The following is a 13123-nucleotide window of genomic DNA, read 5'->3' on the forward strand; positions in this document are numbered from 1 at the left end:
TTTCCCGTGCTTATTTGTGAGTCGCATTTTAAGACATGGCCCTAAGGCCATGTCTTATATTATTTACGTTTCGCGCTTGTCAGGGCTTCTTGCAGAAGACTTTCCCAATCGGCGGGTGGGTGCCCCTTCTTCAACATTTTGCAGAAGGTGGTATAAGCGTCACTCTTTTTGCCGTAGCTTCTGAGCGTGTGTTCATCGTTCATCCACCCCAGGATGATAACTCTCTCTTTTTCACTGTACCGGAAAAAGAGTCGATACCTTCCCGCGCCGAATTTAGCTCTCGACCAATCTTTATGATTACCTGTTCCTAACGTCTTCCCATGACGAAATGATGGTGATGAAGGAGAGACGGTGATGTGTTCCTCAATAACTTTGTGTACAACGGCCAACAGCCTGGTGGCTGCTTTCTTTTGATAATTCTCAGGATCCTTTCCCTTTAATATCTCGACATCTTCAACTAAAGCATCATAAGTTTCCTGAAAGCAGGGATGAGCGTAGAGCGCCCAACCATTCACTTTATGCGGAAAGTCCATCAATCGTCGTCGCCAATCTCATCATCGATATTGATGTCCATACCAGACACCAGAGTTCTGCCCTGATGCATATCGAATGGGCGTAATTGTTGTGGATGGTTCTGGATGTCGGTGTCCAGAAACTGTAAGAAAGCCTTCATGGTGTGATCCTCCTGTTCATCTCCCACACGGCTCATGAGCACTTGCCCCCCAGGCAAAATGTCATACTGGATACTGTCCTCGCCGGGCTTGAGTTTCAGCGCTTCACGTACTGGCGTGGGTAGGGTAGTTTGACCGCGCACAGTGACCTTAGATTCAGTGGTCAGCACGGCGTCAGAACGAGCATAAGCGAGCATAAAATCACCTGTTCTTTACAACATTAATTCTGGCTAAATTATAGCCGCTGAGCAGGGTAATGCAAATGCATTATTAGCGCGAAGTGAAATGCGGGGCAATAAAAACATGGCCCTAAGGCCATGTTTTGCGAGGAATATTCCAAAAGGATATCAGGTCACCGGTGCCGGGTTAAACACCGCCAGCTGGTTATGCAGCCCCCACTGATCCGAGAACGTCTTCTTCTTCCCGCTCGCCACATCAAGAATAAACTGGAACAGCTTCCAGCCCACATCCTCAATCGTCTCTTCGCCAGTGGCGATAGTGCCCGCGTTGATATCCATTAAGTCGTACCAGCGGTTCGCCAGTTCGGTACGCGTCGCCATCTTAATGACCGGCACCGCCATCAGGCCATACGGCGTACCGCGCCCGGTTGTGAAGACCTGCACCGTAATACCGGAAGCCACCTGCTGCGTGCCGCAGACGAAATCGCTGGCAGGCGTCGCGGCGTAGATCAGCCCGCGTTTGGTCGGGCGTTGGCCCGGAGAGAGCACTTCAACAATGGCGCTTTTGCCAGATTTGGCAATCGAGCCGAGCGCTTTTTCCACCACGTTTGCCAGCCCACCTTTTTTGTTGCCGGGGGACGGGTTGGCGCTGCGGTCGGTTTTACCCATATCGAGATAGTTATCGTACCAGGCCATCTCTTCCAGCAGGCGTTTACCTACCTCTTCGTTAATGGCGCGCGGCGTCAGCAGGTGGATAGCATCACGTACTTCCGTCACCTCTGAGAACATCACGGTTGCGCCGCAGCGTACCAGTAGGTCAGACGCGTAGCCCACCGCCGGGTTCGCCGTCACGCCGGAAAACGCATCGCTGCCGCCGCACTGCATCCCAACGACCAGTTCAGAGGCCGGGCAGGTCTCGCGCTGGCGTTCGTTCAATTTTTTCAGGTGGCGTTCGGCGACCTGCAAAATATCATCAACCATCGATTTAAAGCCGACGTGTTGTTCGTCCTGCAAACGCACAATGCTGGCGTTGTCGGCCGGAATGGCATTCACATCCGGTGTGCCTTCCAGCAGGCGTTCCGGCTGGAGTTTTTCACAGCCGAGGCCAATCACCATTACCTCGCCGCCAAAGTTCGGGTTCAGAGCGATGTTGTGAATGGTGCGGATAGGCACGATGGCGGCAGGTGCGTTAATCGCCACGCCGCAGCCGTAGAGATGGTTCAGGCCGACGACACCATCAACGTTAGGATATTTTGGCAGCAGGTCACGTTCGATGATTTTGACGACATAATCCACAACCCCCGCCACGCAGTGCACGCTGGTGGAGATCCCCAGCAGATTTTTCGTCCCCACGCTGCCATCGGCGTTGCGATAACCCTCAAAGGTGTAACCCTCAAGCGCAGGCAGCGGCTCCGGCACTTTGGTGGCAAGCGGCAGCGTATTCAGCGGCGGCGCTTCCGGCAGCGACACGGTGGATTCGTCAATCCAGCTGCCTTTGGCGATATCGCGCACCGCATAGCCAATGACTTCGCCATAGCGAATGATTTCGCCATTAACGGGAATGTCCACCAATGCCACCTTATGGCCTTGTGGAATATGTTCAATTAACTCCAGCCCATCAGGAAAACGTGTTCCTGCTTTTAAGCCATTATCATTAACAATAATCGCCACGTTATCCGTATCGTGCACTTTTATATAAAATGCTTTCGGCGCGTCTTGGCGAATTTCGATGTTAGCCATTGTCCAGTATTCTCCAGCCAGGTGGTAAACCTAAAAATTACAATAAAGGGTATCGCTTTCTGACGAAGCAAAATTATTACATCGCGTGATGGCATAAAGAATGTCAGGAGTTCAGCGGTAAAAATGTGACGCAGATCACCACTTAATCGCCTGTCAGGCCAGCTGTGGCGGGTATTACGTAAATCTGTGCATCAGCGCCCAATGTTGTGGGCATATGCTCAATAGTATGCGAGATTAAAATATTCAAATTGTGTAATTGCACAGTGTGCAGGCCAGCAATGCTGATTATACTGAATCACGATTTCATTGTGTCTGGTTAGCTATCTGATATTCCTGCTGTCGATAAATAATCAGTGAAATATGCCTTAGTACAAAATAAATAATATAAGGCATCCTGTGCCCGAGGATAAATAAAATGATGCTGGATACTGCTGTCGAATCGAAAAAGGGTGTGCCAACCCGATATTTAATCTTATTAATCATCTTTATTGTTACCGCCGTTAACTACGCGGACCGCGCCACGTTATCAATTGCCGGTACGGAAGTGGCCAAAGAGCTGCAATTGAGTGCGGTGTCGATGGGCTATATCTTCTCGGCGTTTGGCTGGGCTTACCTGCTGATGCAGATACCCGGCGGCTGGCTGCTCGATAAATTCGGCTCGAAGAAGGTTTACTCTTACAGTCTCTTCTTCTGGTCACTGTTTACCTTCCTGCAGGGCTTTGTGGACATGTTCCCGCTTGCCTGGGCAGGTATCTCCATGTTCTTTATGCGTTTTATGCTTGGCTTTTCGGAAGCGCCATCCTTCCCGGCCAACGCGCGTATTGTTGCGGCCTGGTTCCCGACTAAAGAGCGTGGCACCGCGTCCGCTATCTTTAACTCGGCGCAGTACTTCTCACTGGCGCTCTTCTCACCGCTGCTGGGGTGGCTGACCTTCGCCTGGGGCTGGGAACACGTCTTTACCGTGATGGGCGTGATTGGTTTTGTGCTGACGGGGCTGTGGATCAAGCTGATTCATAACCCGACCGACCACCCTCGCATGTCGGCGGAAGAGCTGAAGTTTATCTCTGATAACGGCGCCGTGGTCGATATGGATCACAAAAAGCCCGGCAGCACGACACAGGGGCCAAAACTCCACTACATCAAGCAGTTATTGACCAACCGCATGATGCTGGGCGTGTTCTTCGGGCAATACTTTATCAATACCATCACCTGGTTCTTCCTCACCTGGTTCCCGATCTATCTGGTGCAGGAAAAAGGGATGTCGATTCTGAAAGTGGGGCTGGTGGCGTCGATTCCGGCACTCTGCGGGTTCGCCGGTGGCGTACTGGGCGGTGTGTTCTCGGATTACCTGATTAAACGTGGCTCCACCATTACTCTGGCGCGTAAGTTACCGATTGTGCTCGGCATGCTGTTGGCTTCGACCATTATTCTGTGTAACTACACCAACAATACGGCGCTGGTGGTGACTTTGATGGCACTGGCCTTCTTCGGTAAAGGGTTTGGCGCGCTGGGCTGGCCGGTTATTTCCGATACCGCGCCGAAAGAAATTGTAGGCCTGTGCGGCGGGGTATTTAACGTGTTTGGCAACGTAGCCTCTATCGTGACTCCGCTGGTGATTGGCTATCTGGTTAGTGAACTGCACTCCTTCAACGCCGCGCTGGTCTTCGTCGGCTGTTCGGCACTGATGGCGATGTTCTGCTACCTGTTTGTCGTCGGCGACATCAAGCGTATGGAATTGCAGAAATAATTAACGGTTAAGAGACAAGGTATAAGCGATGAATAACGATATCTTCCCGAATAAATTCAAGGCCGCGCTGGCCGCCAAACAGATTCAAATTGGCTGCTGGTCAGCGCTGGCAAGCCCAATCAGCACCGAAGTGCTGGGCCTGGCCGGGTTCGACTGGCTGGTGCTGGACGGTGAACATGCGCCAAACGATATCTCTACCTTTATTCCACAGTTGATGGCGCTGAAGGGGAGCAGCAGCGCACCGGTGGTGCGTGTGCCGACTAACGAGCCGGTGATTATTAAGCGTCTGCTGGATATCGGTTTTTACAACTTCCTCATCCCGTTCGTGGAAACCGAAGAAGAAGCGGTGCAGGCCGTGGCATCGACGCGTTATCCGCCAGAAGGCATTCGCGGCGTCTCCGTTTCTCATCGCGCCAATATGTTTGGCACGGTGCCGGACTACTTCGCGCAGTCGAACAAGAACATCACCATCCTGGTACAAATCGAAAGCCAGCAGGGCGTCGATAACGTTGATGCTATCGCGGCGACCGAAGGCGTGGACGGCATCTTCGTCGGCCCAAGCGACCTGGCTGCGGCACTGGGCCATCTTGGCAACGCATCGCACCCGGATGTACAGAAAGCCATCCAGCACATTTTTGCGCGTGCAAAAGCACACGGCAAACCGAGCGGCATTCTGGCCCCGGTGGAAGCGGACGCGCGTCGTTATCTTGACTGGGGGGCGACCTTTGTCGCCGTCGGCAGCGACCTCGGCGTTTTCCGTTCTGCAACGCAGAAACTGGCTGATTCCTTTAAAAAATAACCACCACTGCAACAAGAGAGAGACACAATTATGACGATGAAAGTTGGTTTTATTGGCCTGGGGATCATGGGTAAACCAATGAGTAAAAACCTCATTAAAGCCGGTTACTCGCTGGTGGTTTCCGACCGTAACCCGGAAGTGATTGCCGAACTGATCGCCTTAGGCGCAGAAACCGCGACTACCGCCAAAGCCATTGCCGAGCAGTGCGATGTGATTATCACCATGCTGCCAAACTCCCCGCATGTGAAAGAGGTTGCGCTGGGTGAGGGCGGAATTATCGAAGGCGCGAAGCCTGGCACGGTTCTTATCGACATGAGTTCCATTGCACCGCTGGCGAGCCGCGAAATCAGCGACGCGCTGAAAGCAAAAGGCGTGGATATGCTGGATGCGCCGGTGAGCGGTGGTGAACCGAAAGCCATCGACGGCACGCTCTCCGTCATGGTTGGCGGTGAGAAAGCCATCTTCGACAAATACTACGACCTGATGAAAGCGATGGCAGGATCCGTGGTGCATACCGGCGAAATCGGCGCGGGTAACGTCACCAAGCTGGCAAACCAGGTGATCGTTGCGCTGAACATCGCGGCGATGTCCGAAGCGCTGACGCTGGCAACCAAAGCGGGCGTTAACCCGGATCTGGTGTTCCAGGCGATTCGCGGTGGTCTGGCGGGCAGCACCGTACTGGAAGCCAAAGCGCCAATGGTCATGGACAGAAACTTCAAACCCGGTTTCCGTATCGACCTGCATATCAAAGATCTGGCGAATGCGCTGGACACCTCTCACGGCGTAGGCGCACAGCTGCCGCTTACCGCTGCGGTCATGGAAATGATGCAGGCGCTGCGTGCCGATGGCCTGGGAACGGCGGACCATAGCGCCCTGGCGTGCTACTACGAAAAACTGGCGAAGGTGGAAGTCACTCGCTAAGGACGTTGTGCCCGGTGGCGCTGAGCTTACCGGGCCTACATTGTAGGCCGGATAAGTGAAACGCCATCCGGCGTTGTGCAGCAACAGGCTATCACTATGAAAATCGTAATCGCCCCAGACTCTTACAAAGAAAGCCTTTCTGCCTCCGAGGTAGCTCAGGCGATAGAAAAAGGATTTCGGGAAATCTTTCCTGATGCGCAGTATGTTTCTGTTCCGGTTGCTGACGGCGGCGAAGGAACGGTTGAAGCGATGATTGCTGCCACGCAAGGCTCTGAACATCATGCGTGGGTCACCGGGCCTTTGGGCGAAAAGGTGAATGCCAGCTGGGGAATGTCTGGCGACGGAAAAACCGCGTTTATCGAAATGGCGGCGGCCAGCGGGCTGGCGTTGGTTCCTCCGGAAAAGCGCAATCCACTGGTGACGACCTCTCGCGGTACCGGTGAGCTCATCCTGCAAGCGCTGGAAAGCGGCGCAACGAATATTATTATCGGCATTGGCGGTAGCGCCACCAATGACGGTGGTGCAGGCATGGTCCAGGCGCTGGGCGCGAAACTTCAGGATGCTAACGGCACTGAGATTGGTTTTGGCGGTGGCAGCCTGGATAGCCTGAATACCATTGATATCTCGGGCCTCGATCCCCGCATTCAGCATTGCACTATTCGCGTCGCCTGCGACGTCACCAATCCGTTGATCGGCGAAAACGGCGCATCCCGCATCTTTGGCCCGCAGAAAGGGGCTAACGAGGCGATGATCCGCGAACTCGATAACAATCTGTCGCACTACGCCGATGTGATTAAGACATCGCTGCGCGTAGATGTTAAAGCGGTGCCCGGCGCGGGCGCGGCAGGCGGCATGGGGGCTGCGCTGATGGCGTTTCTTGGTGCGGAGCTGAAAAGCGGCATTGAGATTGTCACCACGGCGCTGAATCTGGAAGAGCACATTCACGACTGCACGCTGGTGGTTACCGGGGAAGGGCGCATCGACAGCCAAAGCATTCATGGCAAAGTGCCGGTTGGCGTGGCGAGCGTTGCGAAAAAATACCATAAACCGGTGATTGGCATCGCGGGCAGCCTGACGCGCGACGTGGGCGTGGTGCATCAATATGGTATTGACGCGGTGTTTAGCGTGCTGACCAGTATCGGTACGCTGGAAGAGGCGTTTCGCGGTGCATTCGACAACATTTACCGCGCTTCGCGCAACATTGCGGCCACGCTTGCGGTCGGAATGCGCAGCGCGGGGTGACAAGGGCGCGCAAACCCTCTATACTTCGCGCCGAAGCTGACCAGACAGTCGCCGCTTCGTCGTCGTCCTCTTCGGGGGAGACGGGCGGAGGGGAGGAAAGTCCGGGCTCCATAGGGCAAGGTGCCAGGTAACGCCTGGGGGGTGTAACAGCCCACGACCAGTGCAACAGAGAGCAAACCGCCGATGGCCCACGCAAGTGGGATCAGGTAAGGGTGAAAGGGTGCGGTAAGAGCGCACCGCGCGGCTGGCAACAGTCCGTGGCACGGTAAACTCCACCCGGAGCAAGGCCAAATAGGGGTTCATAAGGTACGGCCCGTACTGAACCCGGGTAGGCTGCTTGAGCCAGTGAGCGATTGCTGGCCTAGATGAATGACTGTCCACGACAGAACCCGGCTTATCGGTCAGTTTCACTTTTTTCAGGCAAAAACCCGCTTCGGCGGGTTTTTGCTTTTCTGCCCCGACAACCGCTATTTCCTTCTCTTCCTTCGGCACCAACGTATGCCATTTTGCAGAATTGCGACGCGATGCACAAAACACTGATCGGGTAAAATTTAGCGGGTTTTTATGCTGCCTATCATGCTTTTTGCTTGATTAATTTCTCGTAAAGCAAAACAAAAACAGGGTTTTGAATTATTCGCAATGTTTCTAAATAGTTGTGCATATGTTAATGGTGGTGATCTAAACATATTAACGTGAATGTATGTTTGTCCTGGGTATCTGTGACGCCGTACGAAGAATTTTTTGGATAACAGGCTTTTTTACCAGTTTATTTTATATATTAAAAAGAATATTAATGCGCACGATAGGGTAAAAAACGTCCTGAAATTGGTTGAAAGGTGATCTTTTAATTTGATTTTTTATATGTTTAAAGGTGCATTGTTTATCGCCATAAAATAAAGTTATACACCTTATTTTTGTTGATAAAAGTCAGGCTAAAGTCACTTGGTTATATTAATAAGTGCATGATTTATAATGCTTTTATTGTGTTTTGTGACCTGTGTTTATATAGGTTTAAGGTAAATTGTGAGTAATAGCACACATCTTACTCTCTTATATTTATTAGAATCCCTCTCGCCAAATGGAAATAAGGGGGAAAGAAAGATGGATAATGTTCTTCTGCCAAAAACACAACAGCTAGTCGTGTTTCAGGAAGTCATTAGAAGTGGTTCTTTTGGTTCAGCTGCCAAGCAGCTTGGGCTTACCCAACCGGCGGTCAGTAAAATTATCAACGACATTGAGTCTAACTTTGGTATCGAGCTGATGGTGCGTAAAAATACCGGCGTCACGTTGACCAGCGCAGGTCAGGTGTTGCTGAGCTACTCCGAATCCATCACCCGTGAAATGAAAAACATGGTCAACGAGATGAACAGCCTGAGCTGCAACAGCGTGGTTGACGTCTCGTTTGGTTACCCATCGCTTATCGGTTTCACCTTCTTACCCGAGATGATTAAAACCTTTAAAACGGTGTTCCCGGCGGCACAGGTCACCATGTTTGAAGCACAGCTCTCGTCGTTTTTACCGGCCCTGCGTGATGGCCGTTTAGATTTTGCCATTGGTACATTAAGTGATGAAATGCAGCTCCAGGATTTGCAGGTAGAGCCGCTGTTCGAGTCGGAATTCGTTGTCGTCGCATCGAAATCGCGAACGTATACGTCAACGGTCACGCTGGAGTCGCTCTCGAACGAGCAGTGGGTTCTACCGCAAACGGATATGGGTTACTACAAAGAACTTCTCACCACCCTCCATCTTCATCACATCAGCACCGAAAATATTGTAAAAACCGATTCTGTCGTCACCATTTACAACCTGGTGTTGAATGCCGGATTCCTGACGGTGATCCCAAGAGATATGATTGCGCCGTTTGGCTCTAAACAATTTATTACGCTAAAGGTTGAAGATGTATTACCGGTAGCGCGCTATGCAGCCGTGTGGTCTAAAAATTATCGAATTAAAAAATCTGCCTCAGTATTGGTTGATTTGGCGAAAGAATATTCGTCGAACGCCGGGAAGGCAGAAATGAATTAACAGACTGTTTATTAAAAGCAGCTAATAACGTAAACGAAACCCAGAGTCGTTAAATACTCTGACACCCTGATTTTGTCTAAACATCAGAGATTAGTTCTGATAAGAGGATATGATGCATATTACCTACGATCTGCCTGTAGCCCTTGACGATATTCAAACAGCAAAAAAAAGACTGGCCGGTAAAATTTATAAAACCGGGATGCCGCGCTCAAATTATCTTAGCGAACGCTGCAAAGGTGAAATATTCCTGAAGTTTGAAAACATGCAGCGTACGGGCTCCTTTAAGATTCGCGGCGCATTTAACAAACTGAGCGCGTTGACGGAAGCTGAACGCCGTAAAGGCGTGGTCGCCTGTTCAGCGGGCAACCATGCGCAGGGCGTCTCTCTTTCCTGCGCGATGCTCGGCATTGACGGCAAGGTAGTGATGCCAAAAGGCGCGCCGAAATCGAAGGTTGCGGCGACGCAGGATTACTCCGCCGAAGTGATTCTTCACGGCGATAACTTCAACGACACGATTGCCAAAGTGAGCGAGATCGTTGAAACCGAAGGCCGCATCTTTATTCCTCCTTACGACGATGCGCTGGTGATTGCCGGTCAGGGCACCATCGGTCTGGAGATCCTTGAAGACCTTTATGATGTGGATAACGTCATCGTGCCAATCGGCGGCGGCGGCCTGATTGCCGGGATCGCCACGGCGATCAAATCCATCAACCCGACAATCAAAATCATCGGCGTGCAGTCTGAAAACGTGCACGGTATGGCGGCGTCATTCTATGCCGGTGAAATCACCACTCACCGCACCTGCACGACGCTGGCTGACGGCTGCGACGTTGCGCGTCCGGGCAACCTGACCTTCGAAATCGTGCGCGAGCTGGTTGACGATATTGTTCTGGTCACCGAAGACGAAATTCGCGACAGCATGATTGCACTAATTCAACGTAATAAAGTAGTGACCGAAGGCGCGGGCGCATTAGCGTCGGCGGCACTCTTAAGCGGTAAGCTTGATGATTATATTCGTGGCCGTAAAACGGTAAGTATTATTTCAGGCGGGAATATCGACCTTTCTCGTGTTTCCCAAATTACAGGGTATGTTGGTGCTTAATCCATTTTCCTGATCATTATTTACGGGCCACGCATATAACGGCGCTGGCCTGGTATTTAAAGAATGACGGGTACTTTAATCAAAGGATAAGATATGAGTACGACAGAAAGTATTAATGTAAGCCATTCTAAAGAAGCCTCCTGGCGTAAATCGGATACCACATGGACGTTGGGTTTATTCGGTACAGCGATTGGTGCCGGGGTTTTATTCTTCCCAATTCGCGCAGGCTACGGCGGCCTGATCCCAATATTATTAATGCTGTTATTGGCTTATCCCATTGCTTTTTATTGCCACCGCGCGCTGGCACGTCTGTGCCTTTCGGGATCGAATCCTTCCGGAAACATCACCGAAACAGTAGAAGAGCACTTTGGTAAAACTGGCGGGGTAGTTATCACCTTCCTGTACTTCTTTGCTATCTGCCCGCTGCTGTGGATTTATGGTGTCACTATTACCAACACCTTTATGACCTTCTGGGAAAACCAGCTCCAGATGCCCGCGTTAAACCGTGGCCTGGTGGCGCTCTTCCTGCTGCTGTTGATGGCGTTCGTCATCTACTTCGGTAAAGACCTGATGGTTAAAGTGATGAGCTTCCTGGTATTCCCATTCATCGCGAGCCTGGTGCTGATTTCGCTTTCTCTGATCCCTTACTGGAACTCCGCTGTCATTGACCAGGTCAGCCTGAGCGATATCTCGCTGACCGGTCACGATGGCATTCTGGTCACTGTGTGGCTGGGGATTTCCATCATGGTGTTCTCCTTCAACTTCTCACCGATCGTCTCTTCCTTCGTGGTCTCCAAACGTGAAGAGTACGAAGGCGAGTTTGGCCGTGATTTCACCGAGCGTAAGTGTTCTAAAATTATCTCCCGCGCCAGTATGTTGATGGTGGCGGTGGTGATGTTCTTCGCCTTCAGCTGCCTGTTTACGCTCTCTCCGGCAAACATGGCGGAAGCGAAAGCGCAGAACATTCCGGTGCTGTCTTATCTGGCGAACCACTTCTCCTCCATGGCGGGTCAGAAATCGACGTTTGCCACCACGCTTGAGTATGGTGCCTCCATCATCGCGCTGGTTGCTATCTTCAAATCCTTCTTCGGCCACTACCTGGGCACGCTGGAAGGGCTGAATGGCCTGGTACTGAAGTTCGGCTACAAAGGCGATAAAACCAAAGTCTCCACCGGCAAACTGAATACCATCAGCATGATCTTCATCATGGGTTCCACCTGGGTCGTGGCTTACGCCAACCCGAACATCCTGGACCTGATTGAAGCCATGGGCGCGCCGATTATCGCTTCTCTGCTCTGCCTGCTGCCGATGTATGCCATCCGTAAAGCGCCGTCGCTGGCGAAATATCGTGGCAAGCTGGATAACGTCTTCGTTACCGCGATTGGTCTGCTGACCATTCTGAACATCGTCTACAAACTGTTTTAATTAACATGCTCAGGATGAGCGGAGTCGTAATATGAATGAGTTCCCGGTTGTATTGGTTATTAATAGCGGTTCATCGTCTATTAAATTTTCAGTACTGGATGTTGATACCTGTGATGTATTACTGGCGGGTATCGCGGAGGGTATTAATACTGAGCAGGCGGGTTTAACGGTCAACGGCGGCGATATTTCGCCGCTGTCCCAACCCACTTATGAAGCTGCATTAAGCGCTATCTCATTTGAACTTGAAAAACGTGATTTAATCGATAGTGTGGCCTTAATTGGCCACCGCATCGCCCACGGCGGCGATATCTTTACCCAGTCTGTTTTAATTACTGACGCAGTGATTGACAGTATCCGTAAAGTTTCGCCGCTGGCGCCGTTGCATAACTACGCCAACCTGAGCGGGATTGAGTCCGCCCGCCAGCTTTTCCCGGGCGTACAGCAGGTTGCGGTATTTGACACCAGCTTTCATCAGACGCTGCCGCCAGAGGCGTATCTCTATGGTTTACCGTGGAAATACACTGAAGAGCTGGGTGTTCGTCGCTACGGTTTCCACGGCACCTCTCATCGTTATGTCGCAAAACAGGCGTATGACCTGCTGGGGTTACAGGAAGCCGATTCCGGGCTGGTGATTGCACACCTGGGCAACGGAGCATCGATTTGCGCGGTACACAACGGGCAGAGCGTGGATACCTCAATGGGCATGACACCGCTGGAAGGCCTGATGATGGGCACCCGCAGCGGTGACGTCGATTTTGGCGCGATGGCGTGGATTGCCAGCCAGACCAACCAGACGATGAGCGACCTTGAGCGCATCGTCAATAAAGAGTCTGGCCTGCTGGGTATTTCCGGATTGTCATCCGACCTGCGCACCCTGGAAAAAGCGTGGCACGAAGGGCATGAGCGCGCGCAGCTGGCGATCAAAACCTTTGTCCATCGCATTGCGCGCCATATTGCCGGGCACGCGGCATCGCTGACCCGGCTGGACGGTATTATTTTCACCGGCGGTATCGGTGAGAATTCGGTACTTATCCGCCAAATGGTGCTGGAGCATTTACGCGTATTAGGTGTGGCAATAAGTTGCGAAATGAACAATCAACCTAATTCCTGCGGAGAACGCATTATTTCTGACGAACGTTCCAGTGTCGTCTGTGCCGTTATTCCGACCAATGAAGAAAAAATGATTGCGCTGGACGCTATCCGTTTAGGAAATATTAATACGGTAGCGGAATACGCCTGAGTTAATCGCTTTTAAAATTGAGAGAAGAGTTT

General features: G+C 51.7%; 11 protein-coding genes and 1 other RNA gene. 9 read left to right on the plus strand and 3 right to left on the minus strand.

Going from position 1 to position 13123, the window contains the following annotated elements; translation table 11 throughout:
* Positions 1-59: 59 nt before the first annotated feature.
* The 3 genes from G163CM_RS20935 to garD all read right to left on the minus strand — a co-directional run bounded on the left by G163CM_RS20935 (position 60) and on the right by garD (position 2590).
* Positions 60-533: a type II toxin-antitoxin system YhaV family toxin gene (locus tag G163CM_RS20935; RefSeq protein ID WP_231826148.1), complete on the minus strand. Its 474-nt coding sequence runs from the start codon at positions 531-533 to the stop codon at positions 60-62.
* Positions 533-868, minus strand: coding sequence for a type II toxin-antitoxin system PrlF family antitoxin (locus tag G163CM_RS20940; protein ID WP_231826149.1), 336 nt, complete (start codon positions 866-868; stop codon positions 533-535). Before G163CM_RS20940 ends, G163CM_RS20935 begins: the two co-directional genes overlap by 1 nt.
* Before the next feature lie 150 nt (positions 869-1018).
* A complete protein-coding gene (gene garD / locus G163CM_RS20945) occupies positions 1019-2590 on the minus strand; it encodes a galactarate dehydratase (RefSeq protein WP_231826150.1) in 1572 nt (523 codons plus the stop codon).
* Between the two features lie 415 nt (positions 2591-3005).
* On the opposite strand from garD, the gene garP reads away from it, so the two are divergent.
* The 9 genes from garP to tdcD all read left to right on the plus strand — a co-directional run bounded on the left by garP (position 3006) and on the right by tdcD (position 13091).
* A complete protein-coding gene (garP, locus tag G163CM_RS20950; RefSeq protein WP_231826151.1) occupies positions 3006-4337 on the plus strand; it encodes a galactarate/glucarate/glycerate transporter GarP in 1332 nt (443 codons plus the stop codon).
* Positions 4338-4365: 28 nt separating this feature from the next.
* Positions 4366-5136 (plus strand): 2-dehydro-3-deoxyglucarate aldolase, encoded by a 771-nt coding sequence (gene garL, locus G163CM_RS20955; RefSeq protein WP_015962895.1) that lies wholly within the window; start codon positions 4366-4368, stop codon positions 5134-5136.
* Between the two features lie 30 nt (positions 5137-5166).
* Positions 5167-6057 carry a 2-hydroxy-3-oxopropionate reductase gene (gene garR, locus G163CM_RS20960; RefSeq protein ID WP_231826152.1) on the plus strand — a complete coding sequence of 297 codons (891 nt, stop codon included), beginning with the start codon at positions 5167-5169 and terminating at the stop codon, positions 6055-6057.
* Positions 6058-6153: 96 nt separating this feature from the next.
* Entirely contained in the window at positions 6154-7299 is a 1146-nt protein-coding gene (gene garK / locus G163CM_RS20965) for a glycerate 2-kinase (RefSeq protein WP_231826153.1), read from the plus strand.
* 32 nt (positions 7300-7331) lie between these two features.
* An RNA gene (gene rnpB / locus G163CM_RS20970) (RNase P RNA component class A) lies at positions 7332-7712 on the plus strand.
* 688 nt (positions 7713-8400) lie between these two features.
* On the plus strand, positions 8401-9324 hold the full coding sequence (gene tdcA, locus G163CM_RS20975) for a transcriptional regulator TdcA (RefSeq protein ID WP_231826154.1): 924 nt from the start codon (positions 8401-8403) through the stop codon (positions 9322-9324).
* A gap of 112 nt (positions 9325-9436) precedes the next feature.
* Positions 9437-10426 (plus strand): bifunctional threonine ammonia-lyase/L-serine ammonia-lyase TdcB, encoded by a 990-nt coding sequence (gene tdcB / locus G163CM_RS20980; RefSeq protein ID WP_231828405.1) that lies wholly within the window; start codon positions 9437-9439, stop codon positions 10424-10426.
* Positions 10427-10519: 93 nt separating this feature from the next.
* The gene (tdcC, locus tag G163CM_RS20985) at positions 10520-11851 is read left to right on the plus strand and encodes a threonine/serine transporter TdcC (protein ID WP_015962900.1); all 1332 of its coding nucleotides are present in this window, start codon (positions 10520-10522) and stop codon (positions 11849-11851) included.
* A gap of 31 nt (positions 11852-11882) precedes the next feature.
* Positions 11883-13091: a propionate kinase gene (tdcD, locus tag G163CM_RS20990; protein ID WP_231826155.1), complete on the plus strand. Its 1209-nt coding sequence runs from the start codon at positions 11883-11885 to the stop codon at positions 13089-13091.
* The last annotated feature ends 32 nt before the right edge of the window (positions 13092-13123 follow it).

The organism is Pseudocitrobacter corydidari (assembly GCF_021172065.1).
In the GTDB taxonomy this organism is placed as follows: Bacteria; Pseudomonadota; Gammaproteobacteria; order Enterobacterales; family Enterobacteriaceae; genus Pseudocitrobacter; species Pseudocitrobacter corydidari.